The sequence below is a fragment of the Rhizobium sp. CCGE 510 genome (assembly GCF_000292525.1).
Lineage (GTDB): Bacteria > Pseudomonadota > Alphaproteobacteria > Rhizobiales > Rhizobiaceae > Rhizobium.
Map to the genome: position 1 here is coordinate 58,913 of NZ_AEYF01000002.1, position 25,735 is coordinate 84,647.

The following is a 25,735-nucleotide window of genomic DNA, read 5'->3' on the forward strand; positions in this document are numbered from 1 at the left end:
ACAAATTTATGGCAGAGTGCGCCCGCCTCTGTATTCCGCGGTTGTCAAATAACGGTCTTCAGGAAACACCATGCGAACAGATACCGGCCAGGTCATTCATCTGGCAGATTACCGTCCCACCGACTTCGTGCTGGAACGCGTGGACCTGACTTTCGAACTCGACCCGACGGAGACAAAGGTCGAGGCACGCCTGATCTTTCATCGCCGCCCGGGCGTCGATCCGGCAGCACCGATCGTGCTCGACGGCGACGAGCTGACGCTGTCAGGGCTGCTGTTCGACCAGGTGGAGCTCGACCCTTCGCGTTATGACGCAACACCGGAGAGCCTGACGGTGCGCGACCTGCCGGAGAGTGCGCCTTTCGAGCTGACGATCACCACGATCATCAATCCCGAAGCCAATACCAAGCTGATGGGCCTTTACCGCACCGGCGGCATCTACTGCACGCAATGCGAGGCGGAGGGTTTTCGCCGCATCACCTATTTCCCGGACCGCCCCGACGTGCTTGCGCCGTTCACGGTCAACATCATCGCCGACAAGGACGCCAACCCGCTGCTGCTGTCAAACGGCAACTTCCTCGGCGGCGCCGGCTACGGCCCCGGCAAGCATTTCGCCGCCTGGTTCGACCCGCATCCGAAGCCGAGCTATCTCTTCGCACTCGTCGCCGGCGATCTCGGCGTCGTCGAAGACACGTTCACCACCATGTCCGGCCGCGAAGTGGTGCTGAAGATCTATGTCGAGCACGGCAACGAGCCGCGTGCAGCCTATGCGATGGACGCGCTGAAACGTTCGATGAAGTGGGACGAAGAGAGGTTCGGGCGAGAATACGATCTCGACATCTTCATGATCGTCGCCGTCTCCGACTTCAACATGGGGGCGATGGAGAACAAGGGCCTCAACGTCTTCAACGACAAATACGTCCTTGCCGATCCGGAACTCGCCACCGACGCCGACTACGCCAATATCGAGGCGATCATCGCGCATGAATATTTCCACAACTGGACCGGCAACCGTATCACCTGCCGCGACTGGTTCCAGCTGTGCCTCAAGGAAGGCCTGACGGTCTATCGCGACCACGAATTCTCTTCCGACCAGCGCTCGCGGCCGGTCAAGCGCATCGCCGAGGTGCGCCATCTGAAATCGGAGCAATTCCCGGAAGATGGCGGCCCGCTCGCTCATCCGGTGCGGCCGACGCAATATCGCGAGATCAATAATTTCTACACGACGACCGTCTACGAGAAAGGCAGCGAAGTGACGCGGATGATCGCGACGCTGCTCGGCAAGGACGGCTTCAAGAAGGGCATGGACCTCTATTTCGATCGCCATGACGGCCAAGCCGTGACGATCGAGGATTTCGTCAAATGCTTCGAGGATGCAAGCGGACGCGACCTCACGCAGTTCTCGCTCTGGTACCATCAGGCCGGCACGCCGCTCGTCACCGCATCGGGCAGCTATGATGCGGCGGCCGGCAGCTTCACCCTGTCGCTCGAACAGATGACGCCTGCGACCCCCGGCCAGCCGAACAAGGAGCCGATGCATATCCCCCTCAGCCTGGCGCTGTTCGGCGAGAACGGCGGCAAGATCGAGCCTCGCTCGGTCGACGGCGCCGAATATACCGGCGAGGTGCTGCATCTCACAGGCCGCACGCAGACGGCGGTGTTTCATGGCATTGGCTCGCGGCCGGTCGTTTCGATCAACCGCAGCTTCTCAGCGCCGATCAACCTGCATTTCGATCAGAGCCCGGCCGATCTCGCCCACCTCGCCCGCCATGAGACCGATCATTTCGCCCGCTGGCAGGCGTTGACCGATCTGGCGCTGCCGAACCTCCTGAAAGCAGCCCGCGACGCTCGTGAGGGCAAGCCTGTCGTCTGCGAAGCGACCTTTGTCGAGACGCTGATTGCGGCGGCCGCCGACGAGGGCCTCGAGCCTGCCTTCCGCGCCCAGGCGCTGGCTCTGCCGAGCGAATCCGATATCGCCCGCGAACTCGGCGGCAACAACGATCCCGATGCCATCCATGCCGGCCGGCAAGCGGTCCTGAAGCAGATCGCCGATGCCGGAAAGGATGTTTTTGCCGGCCTCTACGCGGCGATGACGACATCGGGCGATTTCAGCCCGGACGCGAAAAGCGCCGGCCTCAGGGCCTTGCGCAATAGCGCCCTCACCTACCTCTCCTACGCCGAACAGACGCCGGCCCGCGCCAAGGCCGCCTTCGATGCGGCCAACAACATGACCGATCTCAGCCATGCGCTGACGATCCTCGCCCATCGTTTCGCCGACAGCGCGGAGACAACAGAGGCGCTGGCAAGCTTCCGTGACCGTTTCGCGGGAAATGCTCTCGTCATCGACAAGTGGTTCGCAATCCAGGCCGGCATTCCGGGCGCAGCAACCCTGGAACGGATCCGCGCGCTGATGGACGATCCGCTGTTCAGGCGGACCAATCCGAACCGGATGCGGGCGCTGGTCGGCACCTTCGCCTTCGCCAATCCGACCGGCTTCGGCCGTGCCGACGGCGAAGGCTATCGTTTCCTCGCTGGTCAAATTCTCGATATCGACGAACGCAACCCGCAGCTTGCCGCCCGCATTCTCACGTCGATGCGCTCCTGGCGGGCGCTTGAACCGGCGCGTGCCGATCATGCCCGCTCGGCGCTGCTCCAGATCGAGCGGGCCACCGCTCTTTCCACAGACGTGCGCGATATCGTCGAGCGCACGCTTAAAGGGTAGTTTGCCTGGACCGGCCGTCGTGAAAAACGCGGCGGCCGGTTGCCCAGCAGGTTGAATCACCCGAAAAACGCGAAATCATAGATAGTTAACGGATTTTTACCTTTGCCTCTGGACAAGGCGAATCACCCATGATTCTCTAGGTCAGGTTCGAGCGAGCGGCGCGCGAATCACACGAGGGACAAGGCGAAGAGATGATGGACGTGCGGCGGGCAACCGTGGCCGGAGGACGGCTGCGTGTCGATTTTGACGGGTTGAAAGCCTGGCGAGACAGCCTTTCCGGTCATGCGACATCGGAACCACTTCTGCGGCATCTGCCGAAGGCCGAGCTGCTGTTGAAGCGCGCCATTCCGGCGCTGATCGTCGCCTTCCTGTTCGTCGTCGCCGCGTCGCATTTCTTCGGCATGGTCAGCGAATACTCCCGCCTGGAAGCCTCGGCCCGCCATGCCACGGCGCTTTCGGCAGCGACTGCCTCTGCGGTGTTTGCCGATACATCAGACATCTTCGACAGCGGCGATATCGCAGAAGCGCAGGCCCGGCTCGCCAGGTTCCTGCCGCAGGACCGGCTCGACACCGGCGCCTTCGTGCTGCTCGTGCAGGCAAGCGGCAAGGTTTTCGCCGCGACGACCGCCGGGCTTTCCCATGTCGGCAGCAATGTCAGCGATTTCTTCCCTGAGGTCTCGACGATCCGGCGTTTCGGCGACCGCGCCGGCGTCATCGAAACAACCATCGGCGGCGTGCCGCACTATGCCGAAATCACGCTGATGGGCAATGCCGGCGGTTATATCGTCGCCGCCACCTCGCTCGACGAGATCAGCCGGCTCTGGCGCGAGCAGCTGGCCCTCAATGTTACGCTGTTTGCCGGCATCTCGTCGATCCTGCTGGTCATCCTATATGCCTACTACACGCAGGTGAAGCGCGCTCGCGACGCCGACGACATTTTCCTGGAATCGAACCTGCGCGTCGAGACGGCGCTGTCACGCGGCCGCTGCGGCCTGTGGGACTTCGATTTCGAGAACCGCGAATTCTTCTGGTCGCGCTCGATGTACGACATGCTCGGCCTGCCGGGTTCCGACAAGACGATGGGGTTCGGCGAGGCCGCTCGGCTGATGCATCCCGATGACGGCGGACTCTACGAGATCGCGCGCGCCATCGCCAAGGGCCATTCCGGCCAGGTCGACCAGATCTTCCGCATGCGCCATGCCGGCGGCCATTATGTCTGGATGCGCGCCCGCGCCCAGGTGATCCGCAGCAATTCCGGCCGCGTCCACCTGATCGGCATCGCCATGGACGTGACCGAACAGCATCGGCTCGCGCAGCGCTACGCCGAAGCGGATCAGCGCCTGGCCGACGCCATCGAATGCACCTCGGAGGCCTTCGTGCTCTGGGACAAGAACGATCGGCTGGTCATGTGCAACACGCATTTCCAGCAGGCTTACGGCTTGCCGGACAGCGTGCTGGTGCCCGGCACCGAGCGCTCGACCGTCAATGCTGCTGCCGCCCGTCCCGTTATCGAGCGGCGGATCGCCGATGCCGACGGCTCGGGCTATTCGCGCACGACGGAGGTGCAGCTTGCCGACGAGCGCTGGCTGCAGATCAACGAGCGGCGCACCCGCGACGGCGGCAGGGTCTCGGTTGGAACCGACATCACGCTGATGAAACGCCATCAGGAGCGGCTGCGCGAATCCGAGCGCCGGCTGATGGCGACGATCGGCGATCTTTCCGCCTCGCGCCAGACGCTGGAGATCCAGAAATCCGAGCTTTCGACCGCCAATTCCAACTACCAGGCGGAGAAGGAGCGCGCCGAGGCCGCCAACAAGGCGAAATCGGAATTCCTCGCCAACATGTCGCATGAGCTGCGCACGCCGCTCAACGCCATCCTCGGCTTCTCGGAAATCCTGCAGAACCAGATGTTCGGTCCGCTCGGCTCGCTGAAATACGACGAATACGCCCGCGATATCCATGACAGCGGCAAACATCTGCTCAACGTCATCAGCGACATTCTCGACATGTCGAAGATCGAGGCCGGCCACCTCAGGCTGCACTGCGAACGTATCGATCTCGTGCCGCTGATCGAGGAAAGCCTGCGCTTCACCGCCATTCCTGCGGCCGAAAAGAACATCGTCATCGACCAGCGCATCTCATCCGGCCTGACGCTGACGGCCGACCGCCGGGCGATGAAGCAGGTGCTGCTTAACCTGCTCTCCAATGCGGTGAAGTTTACCGACCATGGCGGCCGCATCGCGGTGCGCACACGCCGCGTCGACGGCGCTGTCGTCGTGACCATCGCCGACACGGGCATCGGCATCCCACGCTCGGCGCTGGCAAAGATCGGCCAGCCCTTCGAGCAGGTGCAGAGCCAGTACGCCAAGAGCAAGGGCGGCTCCGGCCTCGGGCTGGCGATCTCCCGCTCACTGACCGCGCTGCATGGCGGCCGCATGAAGATCCGCTCCCGCGAAGCTGTGGGCACGGTGATCTCGTTGCGCATTCCCGACGATGTCTGATCGTGGCTAGAGCATGTCGCGCAAAATGTGCAGCGGTTTTGCGGCAACGACATGCGTGAAAACAAAGAGCTAAAGAGTAAGGAGCGAACCTGAAAGATCGCGACGCGCTGTAGCGTTCGCTGTCTTTAAGCGTTTTGTGTCCTCCTTCTCCCAAGGTTCACCAGCGCTGCGATGGTCACCGTACCCACGATGAAGACGAAGGCAGCTGCCGCAATGGCGGGACTAATGTTCTCACGAATTGTCGAGAACATTTGCCGCGCAAGAGTTCTCTGGTTCGGTCCCGCGACGAATAGCGTCAACACGACCTCGTCCAGCGAGGTTGCAAACGCGAACACCGCGCCCGAGACGATGCCAGGCATGGCCAGTGGAAGGGTGACAGTCCTCAATACTGTTGGGGGTGATGCTCCCATGCTGGCCGCAGCATGTTCCAAACGCGTATCGATACCCTGCAAGGATGCCGTGACGTTCACGATCACGAATGGAACGGCCAGAACCGAGTGGGCGACGATGACCCCGATATACGTATTCGCTAGCCCGTACTGAGCGAACGTCAACTGCATCCCAACGCCGAGAACGACGGCGGGTACAACCATCGGCAAGAGAAAAACGGTTCGGATAAATCCAAAGATCAACGAAACCGACTTTCCCCTCAAACCAAGCGCCGCAACAGTGCCCAATACCGTCGACAAGATCGTCGTGCCTACGCCGATGATCAGGCTGTTGACGATTGACCGCCTCCACGCATCAGCGGTGAACAGTTCATCAAACCAGCGGAGCGAGAAAGTTGGGATGGGGTAATTCAGAAACACGCTGTTGGTGAAGGCAAGCGGAAGGATTGCGATCAACGGGGCCATCAAGAAGAAAACGACCATTGAGCCGAAGATCACCTTTGAAAGGGTCAGGGGCTTCATCACCGTGCCTCCTCGGACGACAGTCTCAGGTAGACAACATAGAGGATGATGGTAGCCAGCAGCAGCACCAAGCCCAGCGCACCTGCCATGCCCCAGTTTGCTGCGCCTGTGGCATAATACGCAATGACAGCGCTGATCATCTGATCCTTCGCTCCGCCGATAAGTGCTGGCGTGATGTAGTAACCAAGGGCGCTCATAAACACCAAAAGCGAGCCTGATACGACGCCGCGAAGGGTCAACGGCAGCAGCACCAGCCAAAACGAGCGGATTGGAGATGCTCCTAGAGAGGCCGCAGCAGGCATAAGGTTCTTCGGAATTCCGATGAGGACGCTGAAGATCGGCAGGACCATGAAAGGAAGGAGAACATGGGTCATCGCGATAACAACGCCAACCCTGTTGAAGATCAACGGTATTGGACCGCTTGTGAGACCTATGGCTTCGAGCGTTGAGTTGATGAGGCCATTGTCCTGGAGAAGGATGTACCACGCAGCTGTACGGACGAGAAGCGAGGTCCAGAGCGGCAACAGAACGGCGCCTAGAAGAAGTTGACGAGCCCAGCCATTGACTGATGCGGCAACCATGGAAAATGGCAACCCTATAAGAACGCAGCAGATCGTGACCATGCCTGCGGTCACAAGTGTCCTTATCAATGTCTCACGGTTTGCAGAGCTGCCTTCCGGAAGCGAAACGATGCTTCCGTCATTGTCCCGCGTCAGATCGACTGCGGCGAGCAGGTTACGGTCGGTGATCGGCGAGCTAGCGGCATCTTGTACAGCGATCCAGAAAGCCGGATCACTCCAACGCTGATCGACCGATACAAGATCACTGAGGTTCTCATCTGAGACTGCGGCCGTTTTGGTCTTGCTCATTAGAGTGCGGAACCCAGATTTCGCGCTGTTCAAGCGCCGAACGAGATCGCCAAAAAGCTGATCATCAGTGATGCCTCGCAGATCACGAGCAAAGGCTTTCTGCGCGTCGACGGGAGGAGTGCTCGAACGATCCCATCCCTTCAAAGCTGCTGCCGTCGTAGGAAGCGCCTGAGAGGCAACCGTGTCCGAGACTGCCGACTTCATCATCGTCGCCAGAGGGACGACGAAAAAGAACGCCAGGAAGAGTGCCAAGGGTGCAACCAAGGCGAACGATGTCAGTTGCTTTCGGAACCAAGATCGCCGCGTCATGCGACAATCCAACATTGGTCTTGAGAGAATGACGCGACAGCTTCATCTCCGAGGTGCGGCGGGGTGGCCTTCCGGTCCGATTTGACGATCAGCTCACGTCCGTTTGCGAGAACCCGGACCTGGAGATGGTCGCCATGGTAGACAACGTCCGAGACACTGACATTCACGCGATTTTCCAAGGCTGCCGTCGAGTTCAGCTCGATACGTTCCGGCCGGATCGAGACCTTCACGCCCTTCCCTGCCGGAAGGTCCAGATCAGTTCGCACCTTGATGATTTTGCCGTCATCCAAGCGAACGTCCGCGATCCCATCATCGCTCCGAACAACTTTGCCCGTGAGAAGGTTTGTTTCCCCGATGAATTGAGCGACGAATTGGGTCTTGGGATGATCGTAGATTTCCGACGGTGCACCAATTTGCTCAATCTTGCCATGGTTGAAGATCGCGATACGGTCCGACATCGTCAGGGCTTCGGTCTGATCGTGCGTGACAAATACGATTGTCAGCCCCAAGCGACGATGAAGATCGCGGATATCGAGTTGCATCTGCTCACGCAGCTTTTTGTCGAGCGCTCCAAGCGGCTCATCCATCAACACGACTTCAGGTTCAAAAACGAGAGCGCGGGCCAATGCGACGCGCTGCTGCTGACCGCCCGAGAGTTGGATCGGACGACGCTCCTGGAAGGCACCGAGCTGCACCATGTCGAGTGCCTTCGTAACTCGCTCTACAATCTCAGTCCGGGAAAGCCCCCTCATCTTGAGTGGGAATGCCACGTTCTCCGCCACCGTCATATGCGGGAACAAAGCGTAGTTCTGAAAGACTACGCCCATGTTGCGCTTGTAGGGAGGCAATGCGTCAACGCGTTTTCCGGCAACTGAGATCGAGCCTTTGGTTGGGCTCTCAAAACCGGCAAGCATCATGAGAAGAGTTGTTTTGCCTGACCCTGACGGTCCAAGCAGACTGACGAACTCGCCCTTGGCAATCGCCAGCTCGAGATCATCAACGACGGTTACGATACCGAACGCCTTGCTGACCTTATCAAAATGAATAAACGCGTTGTTCATCATGGCCCAATTTCGTTCGATTCGTGCAAGACCACTCGCGTCATGCAAATGGCAGTGTCGCGTGGGACCTCAATTCGGAGGTCCCAGCAACGATTTTATTGTCCGAGCCAGGCGTTGAAGCGCTGGGTAAGCTCCTCGGAGTTGTCCGTCCAGAAATCGACGTCGAGCGCGATCGAACCCTTCAGGTTCTCTTCGGTCGTCGGAAGTTCCTTCTGGTACTGTTCGGGCACGAGTTTCGAGGCACCGAGGTTTGGCAAGCCGTAAGCGATGAACTCGGGCAGCTTAGCCTGGTTTTCAGCCTTGCTTGCGAAAGCGATGAAATCCATCGCCGCATCCTTGTTCGGAGCGTCCTTGAGAACAACCCAGGTGTCGATGGCGTATACGCTACCGGGGAAGACGAAGCCGAAATGCTTGCCTTCGCTGCGATTAATGCCGCTGATACGTCCATTGTAAGCCGACGTCATGACGACCTGACCCGACGATAGAAGCTGCAGCGGCTGTGCGCCGGCATCCCACCAGACGATATCGGCCTTCAGTTCGTCGAGCTTCTTGAATGCGCGATCAACACCACCTTCAGCCGCGAGCACCTTGTAGACCTGATCGGCCGGAACGCCGTCAGCCATCAAAGCGAATTCGAGGGCATACTTCGGACCCTTGCGGAGACCGCGCTTGCCGGGAAACTTCTTCGTGTCCCAGAAGTCGGCCCATGTCTTCGGTGCTTCCTTCAACTTGTCGCCATCGTAAGAAAGGCCAGTCGACCAGACAATATTGCCGACGCCGCAATCGCTTACCGCAGCGGGAAGAAAGGCTTCCTTGCCTCCGAGCTTCTGCCAGTCGATTTTTTCGTAAATGCCGTCGGCGCAACCGAGCGCCAACTCTTCAGATTCGACTTCAACCGCATCCCAATTCGGGGTGCCAGCCTTCACCTTGGCTTGCAGAACGCCGTATCCGCCGTCCCAGCTTTCATCGAGAACAGGCTTTCCGCTTTCTTTCGCGAAGGTTTCGAAAAAGATTTTGCGCTGCGCATCTTGGAAATTGCCTCCCCAAGACACAACTGTCAGGTCTCGGGCTTGAGCGCCCAAGACGCCGGTCATAAGGACCGTGGATGCAATAAGTGTAGCTTTAAGCAGGTTCATCGGATGCTCCCCTTGTTTGTTTCAAACGTCGAATAGGAAATCACGTTTTAGGGGATTTGGAAGGCGGGTTAACCTGCTTGGTGATTATACTCACCGACGGCGCCCCTTTGGGAACCACCTTTTTAGTACGTCGGTGGCGTAATAGCGCTCAATATCTCGCTCTCACCATCGTTGACGTTTCGGAAGCGGTGGGGAAGACGACTGTCGAAATAGTATCCGTCACCAGATCGGAGAACCCGCTTCTGATTGCCGACTGTAATTTCCACAGCTCCGGAAAGTACCATACCCGCTTCCTGCGCCGCATGTGTGAATTCCTCGCCAGTATCCGCGTCCGGCGCATACCTCTCATGTAACATTAGCAGCTGTCGATTTGGATGGTCGAGTCCGATAACTCGATACGAAATTGTGTCGACTTTTCCGATCTCAACAAGATCGGAAGCAGCGTAGAAAGGTGTGAACGGAAGGCTTGACTGGAGGTCGGAGAAGAAGCCCGGCAACGTTGTACCCAGAGCATCCAAAACGGCCCCCAAAGTATCGATGGATGGCGACATTTTGTCCCTTTCGATAAGGGAAATCGTTGAGTGTGAAATCCCCGACCGCGCGGCTAGTTCACGAACCCCGAGGTCGCGACGGCGGCGAAGTTCTCTGAGCTTTGTCCCGATTTTTGGCATTTTGTTGATCCCGGTGGTTATCTGCCCGTTTTGCGAGCATGGCACCGTCTTGATCGACTGCATACCGGAGACCGCAGAGAGCCATTAATCTTGGTGAAAATACTAGACAGGTGTTTAGGAGGCAATTGTCGGACTTCTTTTTGTGCGTGATGCTTCCGGTCAGCACGCACATAGGAGACCTTCATGACATCGCGGCTCGACGCTCTCAAAGGCAAGTTTACTCAGATCAAAGAACCGAGGCGCGATGCCGTTTCGGACACAGTTTCCATTGAGAAGACGGTTAAGGACATCATCGCCAACGTTCGTGAGCGTGGCGACGGCGCTGTCCGTGAATACTCGATTGCATTCGACAAGGCCGACGTTGCGAACTTCGAGGTTACCGAGGCAGAGAAGCTGAAGGCGATAGCCGACCTCGATCCACAGACCCGGGAGGACACCGAGTTTGCAATCGCAAATGTTCGCCGTTTCGCAGAAGCACAGCTCGGGACAATTCTCCCACTTGAAATCGAAAGTCTCCCCGGCCTTCACCTCGGCCATCGGGTCATCCCGATTGAGATCGTCGGCTGTTACGTCCCAGGCGGTCGTTATCCCCTTCTTTCGGCTCCCGTCATGACAATCGTTCCGGCGAAAGTCGCTGGCTGCGACCTGGTCATTGCTTGCCTGCCGCCGAATGCACATCCGGCAATGATCGCAGGGTGTCACCTTGCTGGTGCCGACCGCATTTTCCGCGTAGGCGGAGCCCAGGCCATCGCGGCGATGGCATATGGCACCGAGACCATCCCGGCCGTCGACAAAATCGTCGGTCCCGGAAATGCATTCGTCAACGAAGCAAAACGCCAGGTATTTGGTCAGGTCGGCATCGACCAGCTTGCCGGGCCGAGCGAAATCTTCATTGTTGCCGACGAAACCGCTAACCCGGCGACACTTGCCACCGACATGCTGGCTCAGGCCGAGCACGATGTCCGCACCCGCGTCGGCTTGGTCACGACCGACCGCAAGATCGCTGAAGAAACCATCAAGGAGGTCGAGAAGCAGCTCGAAACTCTTTCGACCGCCGCAGTCGCTGGCGTGGCGTGGAGGGACTACGGCGAAGTTACCATAGTCGAAGGTGAAGCGAGCATGATCGCCTACTCGGACTACATCGCCACGGAGCATTTGCAGGTCCACACCCGTGATCCGCAAGCGACAGCAAAAAAGCTGCGGAACTACGGCTCCATCTTCATTGGTGAACTCGCCAGCGTCGTTTATTCTGACAAGTGCTGCGGTACGAACCACACCCTGCCTACCATGGCAGCTGGCCGTTACACAGGCGGCCTATGGGTCGGCTCGTATGTAAAGATCGCAACTCACCAGTGGCTTGAAGAACATGGCGTTGCAGCGGTTGCACCTGCTGCTGTCCGCCAGAGCGCGACGGAGAAGCTTGAAGGCCATCGCCGTGCCGCTGCTCTTCGGCTGAGCCCTCAGCAGTTCACCGCAGTATAGTGAATCGAACTGCGTTGGGCGTTCTCTAACGCTTATTTCCGATGTGAAAGATCACCCAGTTTTTGAGACTGGGTGATTTTTTGCCCATCCGGTTTCGTAGAAGCGTCGACGTCCTTTTCGGCAGATGGACCAATATTCGCTCGCCACGCTGTCACGCCAAAAAGTTGACGCTCGGCTTAACCTGGGGCTGCGTGGGAAGAGAGATATCATTGTTTCTTCGAAGACCTCGATGAGTTCAATGTCTTCATGCAAAGACCCAACATCTCAGCTGTTACCTGCGATCCCGGTAGCGCGGCTTACCCTCGATTTAGATCAGACCTTCCCGAGATCCAGGAATATTTTTCTGACGGCCTTTGAAAGCCGCTTCACTTCCACTTCCAGCGTCTTGATGTCTGGGCAATCTCCGGCGCGGCAAACGAGTTCGAGGAGACCTGATGGTGCGTCCGTGGGATCGAACAGGCCGTCGATGCATAGGCGGATCAGTTGTGAAAGAGCGGTATAAAGCGCAAAGGCTTCCAGGCATATGTCGAGATCGGCGGGCGCCATCAGCCGTTCGCCCAGCAGCTTCAGGGTCTCGCCGGTGCTCATCCCGTTCACGGCGATGCCGACGCCCTTGGTTGGGGCGATCAGCGCCAGGTACTGGGCGATGAATTCGAGGTCGATCACGCCACCGGGGATCAGCTTCAGGTCCCATGGGCCGGCGGGCGGTTTTTCCCTATCGATCAGTTCGCGCATCTCGGCGACGTCATGCGCCACCTTGGCGATGTCGCGATCGGCCGACAGCACCTCGCGGACGATATGTTCGGCCTCGGCGATGAGGCTCTCATCGCCTGAGATCAATCGGGCGCGGCTGAGCGCCATATGCTCCCAGGTCCATGCCTCTTCACGCTGGTACTTGCCGAAGGCATTGATGCGGGTGGCGACCGGCCCCTTGTTGCCGGATGGGCGTAGCCGCATGTCGACCTCATAGAGCACGCCTTCGGCGGTCGGCGCCGAAAAAGCGGCAATCAGCCGCTGGGTGATGCGGGTGAAGTAACGCGTCGCGTCGAGCGGCTTTTCGCCATCGGATTCGGAAGCGTTGTCGTCATAATCGTAGAGCAGGATCAGATCGATGTCGGAACCGGCCGTCAGCTCGAAACTGCCGAGCTTACCCATGCCGGCGACAGCGATGCGCCCGCCCGGATAGTCGCCGTGCGCTACCCGCATCTCGCTCACGACTGCCTCGAGTGCGGCTGCGATAATGAGGTCGGCGAGATGGGTGAAGGCACGTGCGGCCATCTGACCGTTGATCGAGCCGGTCAGCAGTCGAATGCCGATCAGGAAACGCTGCTCGGCGGCGAAGATGCGCAACCGGTCGAGCACTTCCTCATAATGACGGGCCTGGGCGAGCGAGCCCTTCAGCCGTTCGCCGAGATAATCGCGGGTCGGCAGCTCGGCCATCAGGCCGGGATCGAGCATGCCGTCGAAAACATGCGGCTTGGCGGCGATCACCTCGGCAAGTCGGGGTGCCGAGGACATGATGTTGACGATCAGCGACAATAGCGCCGGATTGCTGCCGAGCAGCGAGAACAGCTGGATGCCGGAGGGAAGGCCCGAAATGAAGCTGTCGAAACGCAGCAGTGCTTCGTCGGCGCGCTTGCTTTCGCCGAAAACCCGCAAAAGCTCCGGCGCCAGCTCCGTCAGCCTTTCGCGCGCCTCGACCGATTGCGTCGCGCGGTAGCGGCCATAGTGCCAGGTGCGGATGATGCGGGAAATGTCGGACGGCCTGGTGAAACCGAGTTTCTTCAGCGTCTCCAGCGTATCGGGATCGTCGCTCTGACCGGTGAAGACGAGGTTTCCGGTGTCGGTGGAAAGCTTGCTCTCCTGTTCGAAGAGATGGGCATAACGCCGCTCCACCGTCTTCAGCACGCCGACCAGCCGTTCGGAAAAGCTCGGCGTGTCGGAAAAGCCCATCATGAAGGCAATGCGCTTCAGGTCGACATCCGTCTCCGGCAACAGGTGGGTCTGCTCGTCGCGCACCATCTGGATGCGGTGCTCGACATCGCGCAGGAACCAGTAGGCCTCCGTCAGCTCGTCACGGGTCTCGGCGTCGATCCATTTCGCCTTGGTCAATTCACCGAGCGTCTCTTCCGTCGCCCGGCCCCGCAAGGCCGGCATGCGGCCGCCGGCGATCAGCTGTTGGGTCTGGACGAAGAATTCGATCTCGCGGATGCCGCCGCGACCGAGCTTGACGTTATGGCCTTTGACCGCGATCGCGCCGTGGCCCTTATGGACATGGATCTGCCGCTTGATCGAATGGATATCGGCGATCGCCGCGTAGTCGAGATATTTGCGGAAGACGAAAGGGGAAAGCCCGCGCAGGAAATCGCTGCCGGCCACGAGATCGCCGGCCACGGCGCGTGCCTTGATGAAGGCTGCCCGCTCCCAGTTCTGGCCCCTGCCCTCGTAATAGATCATCGCCGCGTCGATCGTGATCGCCAGCGGCGTCGAGCCGGGATCGGGGCGCAGTCTGAGATCGGTGCGGAAGACATAGCCATCGGCTGTGCGCTCCTGCAGGATGCGCACCAGCCGGCGCATCATCCTGGGGAAGATCTCGATCGCATCATCCGGGTCGGGCACGATGCCTTTCTCCTCGTCGAAGAAGACGACGAGATCGATATCGGAGGAATAGTTGAGCTCGGAGGCGCCGAGCTTGCCCATGCCGAGCACGATCAGGCCGGAGCCGTCGCTGGGGGCAGCCGGATTGCGCAGCTTCAACTTTCCGCCCTCATGCGCCGACAGCAGCAGGTGGTCGATTGCGGCGGCGACCGAAGCTTCGGCCAGCGCGCTCAGCCAGGCCGTCGTCGCCCGCCCGTCGAAAATCCGCGCGAGATCGGCGAGTGCGACGAGGAAGGCCACCTTGCGCTTGATGATGCGCAGCCTGCTCATCACCACGGATTCGGCGGGTGCTGTCCCTTCGCCGTTCGGTCGCCAGCAGTGCCGGGCATCGGCGACCAACGCCTCGATCTGCGGCTCCAGCGGCTGGGTGATAGCGCCGGCAAGGACGGCCGGGTCGAGATTGGCGATTTCGCGCAGATAAGGCGACAGCGTCAGCGCGGCGGCGATGAAATCGCGCAGCGGGCCTTCCGTCTTCAGCATCGCAGCCACCGACGGCTCTTGTCTACCGGCCTCCTGAAGATCGGCCATCGCCAGCTTCAGCTCCGTCTGGCTCAGCGGACGCAGCAGCCCTTCGGCCACATCCTTCAGGCCATGCGTCGGTTTCGTCAGCATGCGCTCTCCCTGGCTTTTGAGCGGAAGGAAACGGCCACATGGAATCGCGAACCATCTGCTTCGATCGGAATTAAACTAGGGTCTTGGCGCCAAACCGCCAATACGCGATTTAGCCGATGGTCATTCGGCAGGAGAGTTCAGGCAGCCTTGGCCGGAAAGATCATGCTGACGGTCAAGCCGCGCTGCCCTGGCCTGTCGGGATCGGTGTCGGAGAGCTCCAGCCGGCCGTTGTGCAGTTCCATCACCGCTTCCACCAGCGAAAGCCCGAGCCCCGTGCCGGGCTTCGAACGGCTTTCATCGAGGCGGACGAAGCGCTTCACCACGTCGTCACGCCGTTCGGCGGGAACGCCCGGCCCGTGGTCGGCCACCGAAAGGCAGATGCCATCCGGGCGGCGGGCAAGCTTCAGCGACACTAAACCCGCCCCTTCAGTATCGGAGGAATATTTGATGGCATTGTCGAGAAGATTGAAGATTGCCTGGCCGATCAGCTCGCGATTGCCCTGCACCTCGACACCCGGTTCGACGCTGGCGCTGAGGCCGAGCCCGGCTTCCTCGGCCGCCGGTTCGTAAAGCTCGGCGCTGTCGGAAACGATCGCCGAAAGCTCGACCGGCGACATCTCGGCCGCCACCGATCCGGCCTCGACGCGCGAGATCATCAACAGGGCGTTGAAGGTTCGGATCAGTTGGTCCGATTCGGAGATAATGCCTTCGAGCGCTCCCCGCCGCGTCTCGCCATCTGATATATCGAGTGCATCGGCCGCCTTGTTGCGCAGCCGGGTCAGCGGCGTCTTGAGATCGTGGGCAATATTGTCGGAGACCTGCCGCAGGCCCTCGTTCAGCTTCTCGATGCGCTCCAGCATGGTATTCAAAGACATCGACAAGCGGTCGAACTCGTCTCCGGATCCGCCGACCGGCAGGCGTTGCGATAGATCGCCGGCCATGATCTTCTTGCTCGCATCCGACATGCGGTCGATGCGTTTCAGCGCATTGCGGCCGATGGCGAACCAGATGATGATGGCGCCTAGCCCCATGATCGCCAAGGCCACCATCAGTGCCTGGCGTACCAGGAGACGAAAACGCTCGGGATCGCCGAGGTCGCGGCCGATCAAAATCCTCAGGCCGTTGTCGAGCACGAAGATATTGGCGATCGCCTTGTGGCGGCGTTCGACGCCGCTGTCGGTATAGCGCTGATAGATGAATGGCGCGGACGTCCAGCCGATTTCCTCGAAAACACCAGGCTGCACCGAGGCGACGTTGCCGGCGAGAATATCGCCCGAGGGACCGGCGATGATGTAGAGATTGGCGCCCGGCTGACGGGCGCGCCGCTCCATCGTGCGCAGGAGAAGATTCATGCCGCCAGTGTCAAAGGCGCGCTGCACCTGCTCCACCTCCTGCTTGACGGCATCGCGGATCTGGCCGGTCAGCAGCCGTTCCGACATCGCCGTCACATAGAAGACGAGCGTCGCGGCGCAGATGGCAAAAAGCAGGATATAGAGGGCCGAAAGGCGGACTGCGGTGGACTTGAAGAGAACCCTGAAGCGGCTCATCCCTCGTCCTTAATCATGTACCCCGCGCCCCTGATGGTCTTCAGGAGCGGCTGGCTGTAATCCTTCTCGATCTTCGAGCGCAGGCGCGAGACGTGGACGTCGATGACATTGGTTTGCGGGTCGAAGTGATAATCCCAGACGTTTTCAAGCAGCATGGTGCGGGTCACCACCTGGCCGGCATTCTTCATCAGATATTCGAGCAGGCGGAATTCGCGCGGCTGCAGCAGGATCTCCTTGCCGCCGCGGCGGACCTCGTGGGAAAGCCGGTCGAGTTCGAGGTCGGCGACACGATAGACGACGTCCTGGTCCGGCGTGCCCTTGCGGCGGCCGAGCACCTCGACACGGGCCAGCAGCTCGCTGAAGGCATAGGGCTTCGGCAGATAGTCGTCACCGCCGGCACGAAGTCCGGTGACGCGGTCATCGACCTGGCCGAGCGCCGAGAGGATGAGGACCGGCGTATGGATCGCCTTGCGGCGCAGCTCGCTGATAACGGAGAGACCGTCGCGGCGCGGCAGCATACGGTCGATGACGATGACGTCGTAGGTATTTTCCGACCCCATGAACAGGCCGGCCTCGCCGTCGCTGGCGTGATCGGCGACGATGCCCGCCTCGCGAAAGGCTTTCGTGAGGTAGACCGCGGCTTCGAGATCATCTTCGATGATGAGAATCTTCATGCGGCCGACATTACCCACCGGCTGCGTTTCGGCAAGGCTCAAAGCATCTTCCTGCGGGGCGGCGCTCATGGCGATCATCCTTCAAAAGGTCAGAAGAATTGAGCCGCGCGGATTTTCATCCGCACGGCTCCTGTTTTCTTGAAGGATCAGCCCTGGCCGTTGATCGGAAGGGCGACGAAGCGGCTTCCTTCTCCGGACTGGATCTGGAAGAGCGCGCGGGTGCGACCGTCCTTCTTGGCCTGGTTCAGCACCTTGACGACATCGGCGGGGCTGGAGACCTCCTGGTTGTTGACCGAGGTGATCTTTTCACCTTCCTTGATGCCCTTGTCGGCGGCGTCGGAGTCCGGGTCGATGCCGGTGATCGCCAGGCCCTTGCCATCATCGGAAGGACCGACCGTCAGGCCGAGATCGGCAAGCGCCTTCTCGGAAGCCGGCGCCTCAGGCTGCTGCGGCTGGCTGTTGTCATCGGCGGACGCATCCTTCTGGTCGGCCGGCAGCGTGCCGAGTTCGACGGTGAGAGGCTGGGCCTTGCCGGCGCGCCAGACGGAAAGCTCGACCTTGCTGCCCGGCTGCATCGCACCGATGCGGCGGCTGAGGTCGCGCGCATCCTTGATCGTTTCACCGTTCAGCGCCGTGACGACGTCGCCGGCCTTCATGCCGGCCTTGTCACCCGGCGATCCGGCCTGCGGGGCGACGACGAGGGCGCCGCTCGGCTCGGAGAGGCCGATGGATTCGGCGATGTCCTTGGTCACCGGCTGGATCTGTACACCCAGCCAGCCACGCGAAACCTGGCCGTCCTTCATCAGATCGGCGACGACATCCTTGGCGGTCGAGGCGGGAATGGCGAAGGCGATACCAACGCTGCCACCCGACGGCGAGAAGATCGCGGTGTTGATGCCGACGACTTCGCCGCTGAGGTTGAAGGTCGGACCGCCGGAGTTGCCGCGGTTCACGGCGGCATCCACCTGCAGGTAATCGTCATATGGACCGGAACCGATATCGCGGCCGCGGGCCGAGACGATACCGGCCGTGACCGTGCCGCCGAGGCCGAAGGGGTTGCCGACGGCAACGACCCAGTCACCGACGCGGACGTTATTGTCGTCGGCCCAGTTGACGTAGGTGAACTTCTTGCCCTTGCCCTCGACCTTCAGCACGGCGAGGTCGGTGCGCGGATCCTTGCCGATCAGCTTGGCATCGAGTTCGGTGCCGTCATTCATGACGGCGACGAAGGCCTGGCCATCGGAAACGACGTGGTTGTTGGTGACGATGTAGCCGTCCTCGGAGATAAAGAAGCCGGACCCTTGAGCGACCGGACGCAGACGGCCCTTGCCGCCGGGGCCATTCGGGCCGCCCGGGCCGTTCTGGCCAAAGCGCCGCTGATGGCCCTGCTGATCATTTGGGTCCTGGCCGCCGAACTGCTTGAAGAAGCGCTTCAGCGGATGATCATCGGGAAGATCGTCGAAGCCGCGGCCTTCGAGGGAGAAACCGTCATTGTCAGAGACGGGATTGACGCGGTTCTCAACGCGGACGGAAACCACGGCCGGCGAAACGGCATCGACAACATTGGCAAAGCTCGGGACAGCAGGTGCTTGAACCTTGACGGCTTCGGCATAAGACCGGGTGATTTCGAGCGGAACGCCGGTTGCAAGCACAGCGGCTGCGATACCGGCGACGGTAGAAGCCTTGAGCACAGTGGCGAGGGACGGACGTCCGTTGAAATTCTTCAGCATTGGAGCACCTTCTCTTGTTCTTAAATCTTCAGACCGGCGGCGCCGGATCAGTCGATGAATGAAGATATAGGACGTCGCACCTTACTGCGAACTGTCCGGCCAATGAAAAATTCGTAATGTTTGCGATGTTTGCACGCGTAGAATCGCGATCGGTGGTGGCCGCATTTGACGGGTGACGCGCGACACCATCGCTGCTGCTGGGTCTACGGATCCGGGACTGTCAGGGATTTCGTGTACAGGCGTGCGGTTGAACATTTGCGCTTACGCCCTTGCGGCCTGCCGCAAAGAGATATCGTGAATTGGGATTTGGCAATCGCCCATTCCCTTGGCGGCATCTTCCACTTCTTTTCTACCCGCAGCCAGAATTTTGCCCCCTCATTGGTTTCGATCCAAACGCCGAGAATTTCCTTTGTGCCGTCGCCGCGCACGCCGAGCGCGATATGCACGGCCTTGTCGCGGACATGGCCTTCATCCCTGATCTCGACGCGGAGCGCATCGAAGAACACCAGCGGATAGACCGGCTCCAGAGGCCGCGACTGCCACGTCGTAACCTCGTCCAGCACCGCATCGGTGACGGCCGAGATCAAGTCAGGCGACACGTCGATCCCATAAAGCTCCTGGACATGCCCCACGATCTCACGCGTGCTCATCTCACGCGCATACACCGATCTATGCAGCAGGTCCGGCGCACTTAAGGCGCCGAGCCTACTTTCGTTTCAGGGGATTAGGACCGTCGCCCCTTTCGTCTGCCGACGCTCGAGCAGAGCGTGAAAGATCGGCGCCTCCTGCAGGCGGCCCGTGGAAGAGACTTCTGTTCGCAAGCCGCCGCTCAGCAATCGACCGAACAGATCCCCACTTCGCCTTTCCAGTTCTTCGCGGCCGGCGATATAATCGAAAAGAACAGGTCTATTGGCGGAAAAAGAACCTGCGGCCAGATCCGAAAAGGAGAAATCGCGGATCATGCCGGATGACTGGCCGAAGCTGACAAACATGCCGAAACGCGCCAGGCACTTGAGTGAACCACGCCACGTATCATTTCCAACACTATCATAGACGGCGGCGCAGCCCCGGCCTTCGGTCAACTCACTGACCACAGGCATGTAGTCCTGCTCACTATAGTTGATAACATGATCATAGCCGTGCTCCAGCGCCAGGGCGACCTTCTCGGCGGATCCGGCCGTACCTATGGCACGGGCTCCAAGCGACTTCAGCCATTGCCCCAAGAGCAGACCAACCCCACCCGCGGCGGCATGGACCAACACCGTGTCCCCCGCTTTCACCGCATAGGACGAGGTCACCAGATATTGCGCCGTCAGACCTTTCAACAAGACGCCCGCAGCGGTCTGTTCGCTAATGCCTTCAGGAAGATGGATCAGCTTGTTTGCATGCACCACTCGTTCCTCGCGGTAGGCGCCGTGGTGCATGACATAGGCGACGCGATCACCCGGCTGGAAGCCGGTAACGCCCGGCCCCACCTCTTCGACCACGCCCGCCGCCTCCGCGCCCGGAATCATTGTCTCTTCCGGCCACGCATAAAGTCCGCTCCGATAATAGATATCCAGAAAGTTCACGCCGATCGCCGTGTGACGAAGTCTGACCTCCCCCTCGCCCGGCCTGCCCGTCGGGACGTCATGCCAGACCAGCACCTCGGGACCGCCGGGCTGGAAGGCAACGAGACCTTTGCTCATCGCTTATCAGCTCTTCACGTCGAAAGCGGCATCGACCGGGATCTGCATCGCAGTGACCAGATGGTTCGTCTGCGCGGCCAGCCCAATGACCGCCAACAGCTCGCCATGCTGTGCGTCGCTCATACCCTTGGCGCGTGCGGCCGCCGTATGCGAATGAACGCAATATTGGCAGCCATTGGCCGTCGAGACGGCGATGTAGATCATTTCACGCACCAGAGGTTCGAGCGCGCCGTCGGCCACCATCACGGCCTTCAGCTGCTCCCAGGTCCGTTTCAGCAGTGCAGGATCATTGGCAAGGCCGCGCCAGAAGTTGTTGACGAAATCGGATTTACGCGTCGCGCGGATATCATCGAAGACCGATTTCACGGCCGGGTTCGACTCCACCTCTGCGTCGGTCAGCAATTTCACGGTTGCCATCTGTGTTCTCCCATTCCGCTTTTCTTGGTTTTTCTTGACGGTGCCAGCTAGTGCACGGCCGCATACATTATCTTCTCTTCCGTCGCTTCGGACGGCGAGAACTCTTCCACGATTCTCCCTTGGCGGCAGACGAGAATGCGATCCGACAGGTTCTTGATTTCCGGAAGATAGGACGAGATCACCACAACGGCGAGGCCTTCATCGGCAAGGCGGTTGATGATCTGGTGGATTTCCGCAATGGCCCCGACATCAACGCCGCGTGTCGGCTCATCGAAGATAACGATGCGCGGCTTCTGCACCAAGCCCTTGCCGATCACCACCTTTTGCTGATTGCCGCCGGACAGCTCGACCACGCGGGCATTCTGATTGATCGCGCGGATATTCAACGTCTTCGTCCACTCGGCGGAAAGATCACGCATGGCCCTGCTGTCCACCACCCAGGCTTTCTCATGGCCTGCCGCCAGGAGGCCGGAAAACAGGTTTTCGGCAATCGACATCGTCTCGAAAAAGCCCTCGCTCTTGCGATCCTCGGTCACATAGACAATGCCGTCCTTCATCGCCTGGCGCGGAACGATATAGCGCACCGGCTCGTCATAGAGCTCGATGGTACCACCTCGCTTGAAATCGCGCTTGTAGATGCCGGCAAGGATCTTGAACGTCTCCGTGCGGCCGGAGCCGATCAGTCCGAAAACGCCGGTGATCTGGCCTTCGAAGATCGAGAAGGAATTGTTGCGAACGATGCTGTTCATGGAAATGTCCTGGACGGAGACGGCTTTCCTGCCCGGCTTGCGCAGCTTAGCGTCCTCACGCGGTCTGTAGAGAGCCGCCGACAAGATCCGTCCCACCATCGCCGCTATGATGGCCTCGCGGTCGAAGCTCCCCGTATTGCCGCTGGCCACCACTTCGCCATCGCGAAGAATGGTGATCCGATCGGATATGGCCAGAGCCTCTTCCAGGGCATGGCTGATGAACACGACAGAGACGCCCTTGGCCTTCAACCGCTGAATCAGGGCAAAGAAATGGCGCTTCTCTTCCGGCGTCAGCGTTGCGGTCGGCTCATCGAAAATGATGATTTCCGCATTGTGATGGACGGCGCGGGCAATCTCCACCATCTGGCGCTTGGCCGCACCCAGCGTTTCGACCATGGCAGCCGGATCGACAGGGAAGTTGAGGGACTGTAGAAATTGCTGTGCCGCGATATAGGTGCCGCGCAGGCGGTTCAGGAATTTTTCCGTTCCGAGATAAAGGTTCTGCGCCACCGTCATGGAGGGCACGAGGCTGGTTTCCTGGAACACCATGGCGATGCCGGCTTCAAGGGCCGCATGCGGCGACGCATAGGCAACCTCACGCCCGTGATGGAATATCCGGCCGGAGGTCGCATCGACGACGCCGGCGATCATCTTCGTGAGCGTCGATTTGCCGGCGCCGTTCTCACCAAGCAGAGCGTGGACTTCACCCTTGCGCAGTTCGAAATCGACGTTTCTCACGGCAGGAACACCGCGATAGGTCTTGGTCACGCCTACCAGGCGAATGATCGTTTCGAATTCCGTATCGCTCATGCCAGCGCCTCTTGCGAAATTCCGGAAAGAGACAGGACGCAATCTCCACCCTTCGAAGCCGCATAGACTTGCCCGTTCATCTCTACAGCGCTGCAGATGCCATGGCGGTCTCCATTCGCCCGGCTGTGAAGGCTGTGCAACGGCCGCATCGCCGCATCGAGGCGGACGACGAGGCCGTAGGACCGGCTTGGCGACCATGGCTTGTGTATGCCCATCGTCTTTATCCCACCGCACTGAAGCGGCTCGAGAAAACTTCGATTGGACGCCAGGGCCGGTGCGATCCAGTATTCACGCGGCACCTCCGCCATCATGTCGAGGCGATACCGGCTTTCCTGCAGCACGAATTCGATCAACCGGTTGCGCGGCGCAAACAGTGCTAGCCATGCCCCTCCGCCCGCAGCCTGGCTCAGCCGTGCAGGATAACCGGGCAGATGATCGAGCACCGTCTTCCGATTTCCGCTGCCGTCGACATGCAGGATCCGGTGAGACCAGCTCTCGCTGACGAAGACACCATCTTTTGTGGGGTGAAGCCCATAGGGATAGGCAATATGCCCAGCGATCTTCTTGAACTCGCGACCGCCGGCTTCTCTTTTCCAGAGCGAACCCGAGGAGCCTTTCTGCATGAGATCGGCAGACCAGCCGGATGGCGCGTAATTGGCGGAACCGTTTGCCAGCCACAAAGCGCCGTCCTCACCATAGGCGAGCGCCGTGATGCAGCCGATCTCGCCGGGAAGCGGATTCTCCTTGCCCGCAATCAGCAACTTGCCATTTTCCATTCCAACCGTGAGTTCGGCTGCGGGAGACACCGCCAGGGCCGTCACAGGCGACTGAAGCGTTTCGACAACGACCGGCTCGCTGTCTGCTGCAATCCGAAACAGCGCGCTTCCGCTACCGGCGATCAGATTGCCATTCCAGACCGCCAGATTGTCGGGTTCGGAAAGCGTAGCGAAGATATCCGCATCATCCAGGCTTGTATTGGGCCGAAACGCGCCGTCGAGCGGCGGAATCGTTACCGCCTTACCGCGGAAGATGTCGAGGATTGGGTCGAATATCATGACTCGCCTCCCCAATAGGATACCGAACTCGTCCAGCTCTCGTCGGCGCCGGGAATCCTGTAGCGACCGATGCGGTTGTTAAGGATGCCGCCGATGAAGAGATGGCCCTTGTGTTCGCGCATCGACGTCACCATCGGATGGGATGTGCCGGAGAGATCGCCGAGCGTATCGACGATGCTGCCCTTCTCGTTGAATTTGACCACGCCGCCGGTATTGATGTTTGGAAACAGCCATTCGTCCTGGGGTAGACGCCGGGTCATCCGCTTGCGCATGGCGGGATGGCGCAGCGAGAGATCGAAGCTTGGCGTGCGCATGCCGAGCCACGCCATCCAGTAGTTTCCATCGGACGCGCGGTTGATGTTGTCGGGATAGCCCGGCATGTCCTTGATCACGCATTCCGCGGTGCCTGCCTTGGGGCCTTCGAGCCAGTAGCGATGAACGCGGCATGCCCAGCTCTCGGCGAAGAACAGTGATTCGCCGTCATGCGCCATGCAGACGCCGTTGGTGTAACGATAGCCGTCCAGAAGGGTCTTGGTCGAGCCGTCCTTTGGATCGTAGACCAGCAGCCGCCCCGTCGGCCGGTTCTCGATCGAATCCAGCGCCCAGTCATGGGCATCATAGCGCTTGGTGGAATCGGTAAAGTAGATGCGCCCGTCGGGAGCGATGTCGCAATCGTTCGGATCGCGCAGCCTCGCATCGTCGACAACCGAGGTCCACGAGCGCGCGGTCTCCGCCGAAAGCTTGGTCACTTCCCTTGACGGAGAGATGGAATAGAGGCCCATGGCGCCGACACAGCTGATCAGATTGCCCGTGCGATCGAATGCGAGGCCTAGCGGGAAGCCGCCGATATGGGCGAAGACCTCCGAACGTTTGTAATCCGGGGCAAAGAAGCGAATGATCTCCCCGTGGCGGGTGCCGCAATAGAGATGCCCTTCGCGATCGAGGATGACGTCCTCCGGGCCTTCGAGCTCATCGAGGCCGATATAATCCGTCTGAGAAAGCCGGTCATTCAGCTCGTAGCTGGTGCCGGAGCCGGGAACTGCCGATTGGGAATCGCCCATCCGCAGATATACCGGCGCGACATAGACCTCGTTCAGCACCTTGTGGCGGTTTTTCAGCCAGCGGATATCGATGGTGACGGCTGCGGCAAGCATTAGGCCCAACACCATCTGGTTGGTTCCGGTGCCGTAGCCAAGGCGGATCAAACCATTGGTCATGACGAGCACGATTATCGCGCCCATGACGCCCTTGACGACGGAGCCCCGGCCCCCACCAAGGCTGTTGCCGCCGACGACGGCCGCGGTCAGCGCCAGAATTTCCAGGTTGAGCCCGGTGCCAGGCCCGGCCCCGCTCAAGCGGCAGGCAAAGAGAAATCCAGCGATCGACGAGCAGAAGCCGGAAAAGACATAGGTCATGAAGACCGTCTGGCGAACCTTGATTCCGGCATTGTGGGCCGAGCGCCTGGAGCCGCCGACGGCCAGTACATGCCAGCCCGGCCGCGAGCGGGTCAGCGCGATGTGTGTGACGATCGCCAGCACGATCGCCGCGAGCACGGATATCGAAAGACCCTGGAACGTGCCGTCGCCGATGTAGTCCCAGATATTGGACGTGGCTGGTGACAACTGGATCCGCGCCGCAAAATTGACGATCAGGATATCATAGATGGCGCGGCCGATGATGAAGGTGACGAGGGTCGTCAGAAACGCGCGAAGTCGAAGAAAGCCGACCAGATAGCCATTTAGGGCGCCCAGCACCACGCCCGTCGCGACCGATGCCAGGAGCGCCAGCCAGACCGGCTGCTCGAAGATGAAGAAGACGGCGACGGCCGAAAATGTCGAGAGCGCGAAGATCGAACCGACGGAGAGATCGATGCCGCCTCCGAGCATGACGACCGTCATGCCGGTGACGACGATGGAGAACTCGCCGAGCTGGCGGGTGGAATCCTGCAGGGAGGAAAGCTTGAAAAAGCCCTGGATCGCGGTACCGAAGGAAGCGATCGTGACGACGAGAGCCAGGAAAGGAATGGCATTGTCGGTCCAGCGCTTGGTCAGGATCTCGCCGACCAGATGATCGGGAATAAGGTTGTACCGCCATGACTGCAGGCGTTCGCGAAAGGACATGGTGGCTTACCAAAGC

General features: G+C 60.2%; 17 protein-coding genes and 1 pseudogene. 3 read left to right on the forward strand and 15 right to left on the reverse strand.

Features of this window, described 5'->3' with window-relative positions; translation table 11 throughout:
• The first annotated feature begins 70 nt into the window (after positions 1-70).
• Positions 71-2,719 carry an aminopeptidase N gene (gene pepN / locus RCCGE510_RS01975; RefSeq protein WP_007626634.1) on the forward strand — a complete coding sequence of 883 codons (2,649 nt, stop codon included), beginning with the start codon at positions 71-73 and terminating at the stop codon, positions 2,717-2,719.
• A gap of 191 nt (positions 2,720-2,910) precedes the next feature.
• Positions 2,911-5,220, forward strand: coding sequence for an ATP-binding protein (locus RCCGE510_RS01980; protein ID WP_007626635.1), 2,310 nt, complete (start codon positions 2,911-2,913; stop codon positions 5,218-5,220).
• Between the two features lie 125 nt (positions 5,221-5,345).
• Here RCCGE510_RS01980 and RCCGE510_RS01985 read toward each other — a convergent pair whose 3' ends face one another.
• The 5 genes from RCCGE510_RS01985 to RCCGE510_RS02005 form a co-directional block, all read right to left on the reverse strand.
• Positions 5,346-6,131: an ABC transporter permease gene (locus RCCGE510_RS01985; protein ID WP_007626636.1), complete on the reverse strand. Its 786-nt coding sequence runs from the start codon at positions 6,129-6,131 to the stop codon at positions 5,346-5,348.
• A complete protein-coding gene (locus RCCGE510_RS01990; RefSeq protein WP_007626637.1) occupies positions 6,131-7,309 on the reverse strand; it encodes an ABC transporter permease in 1,179 nt (392 codons plus the stop codon). Before RCCGE510_RS01990 ends, RCCGE510_RS01985 begins: the two co-directional genes overlap by 1 nt.
• A complete protein-coding gene (locus RCCGE510_RS01995; protein WP_037077542.1) occupies positions 7,306-8,370 on the reverse strand; it encodes an ABC transporter ATP-binding protein in 1,065 nt (354 codons plus the stop codon). The genes RCCGE510_RS01990 and RCCGE510_RS01995 overlap by 4 nt, the downstream gene beginning before the upstream one ends.
• A 95-nt stretch (positions 8,371-8,465) precedes the next feature.
• Positions 8,466-9,506 carry an ABC transporter substrate-binding protein gene (locus tag RCCGE510_RS02000; RefSeq protein WP_085989751.1) on the reverse strand — a complete coding sequence of 347 codons (1,041 nt, stop codon included), beginning with the start codon at positions 9,504-9,506 and terminating at the stop codon, positions 8,466-8,468.
• 122 nt (positions 9,507-9,628) lie between these two features.
• Positions 9,629-10,177, reverse strand: a complete 549-nt coding sequence (locus tag RCCGE510_RS02005) for a cupin domain-containing protein (protein WP_037077546.1) — start codon at positions 10,175-10,177, stop codon at positions 9,629-9,631.
• Between the two features lie 183 nt (positions 10,178-10,360).
• Between RCCGE510_RS02005 and hisD the strand changes: the two genes are divergently transcribed.
• Positions 10,361-11,659, forward strand: coding sequence for a histidinol dehydrogenase (hisD, locus tag RCCGE510_RS02010; protein ID WP_007626643.1), 1,299 nt, complete (start codon positions 10,361-10,363; stop codon positions 11,657-11,659).
• A gap of 312 nt (positions 11,660-11,971) precedes the next feature.
• On the opposite strand, the gene RCCGE510_RS02015 is transcribed toward hisD, so the two are convergent.
• From RCCGE510_RS02015 to RCCGE510_RS02060, 10 genes and pseudogenes are all read right to left on the reverse strand, one after another.
• Positions 11,972-14,929: a bifunctional [glutamine synthetase] adenylyltransferase/[glutamine synthetase]-adenylyl-L-tyrosine phosphorylase gene (locus tag RCCGE510_RS02015; RefSeq protein WP_007626644.1), complete on the reverse strand. Its 2,958-nt coding sequence runs from the start codon at positions 14,927-14,929 to the stop codon at positions 11,972-11,974.
• Positions 14,930-15,066: 137 nt separating this feature from the next.
• Complete coding sequence (locus RCCGE510_RS02020) at positions 15,067-16,476, reverse strand: ATP-binding protein (RefSeq protein ID WP_007626645.1); 1,410 nt, start codon at positions 16,474-16,476, stop codon at positions 15,067-15,069.
• Entirely contained in the window at positions 16,473-17,219 is a 747-nt protein-coding gene (locus RCCGE510_RS02025; protein WP_037077550.1) for a response regulator transcription factor, read from the reverse strand. Before RCCGE510_RS02025 ends, RCCGE510_RS02020 begins: the two co-directional genes overlap by 4 nt.
• A gap of 77 nt (positions 17,220-17,296) precedes the next feature.
• Positions 17,297-18,880, reverse strand: coding sequence for a Do family serine endopeptidase (locus RCCGE510_RS02030; protein ID WP_007626647.1), 1,584 nt, complete (start codon positions 18,878-18,880; stop codon positions 17,297-17,299).
• Positions 18,881-19,230: 350 nt separating this feature from the next.
• A pseudogene (locus tag RCCGE510_RS02035) lies at positions 19,231-19,548 on the reverse strand (transposase); the annotation flags it as partial.
• Positions 19,549-19,596: 48 nt separating this feature from the next.
• The gene (locus RCCGE510_RS02040) at positions 19,597-20,568 is read right to left on the reverse strand and encodes a quinone oxidoreductase (RefSeq protein WP_007626651.1); all 972 of its coding nucleotides are present in this window, start codon (positions 20,566-20,568) and stop codon (positions 19,597-19,599) included.
• Between the two features lie 6 nt (positions 20,569-20,574).
• On the reverse strand, positions 20,575-20,985 hold the full coding sequence (locus RCCGE510_RS02045) for a carboxymuconolactone decarboxylase family protein (RefSeq protein WP_007626653.1): 411 nt from the start codon (positions 20,983-20,985) through the stop codon (positions 20,575-20,577).
• Between the two features lie 47 nt (positions 20,986-21,032).
• Positions 21,033-22,544 carry a sugar ABC transporter ATP-binding protein gene (locus RCCGE510_RS02050; protein ID WP_007626654.1) on the reverse strand — a complete coding sequence of 504 codons (1,512 nt, stop codon included), beginning with the start codon at positions 22,542-22,544 and terminating at the stop codon, positions 21,033-21,035.
• Complete coding sequence (locus tag RCCGE510_RS02055; protein WP_007626655.1) at positions 22,541-23,599, reverse strand: hypothetical protein; 1,059 nt, start codon at positions 23,597-23,599, stop codon at positions 22,541-22,543. The genes RCCGE510_RS02050 and RCCGE510_RS02055 overlap by 4 nt, the downstream gene beginning before the upstream one ends.
• Positions 23,596-25,719: an SMP-30/gluconolactonase/LRE family protein gene (locus RCCGE510_RS02060; protein ID WP_007626656.1), complete on the reverse strand. Its 2,124-nt coding sequence runs from the start codon at positions 25,717-25,719 to the stop codon at positions 23,596-23,598. Before RCCGE510_RS02060 ends, RCCGE510_RS02055 begins: the two co-directional genes overlap by 4 nt.
• Positions 25,720-25,735 lie beyond the last annotated feature (16 nt).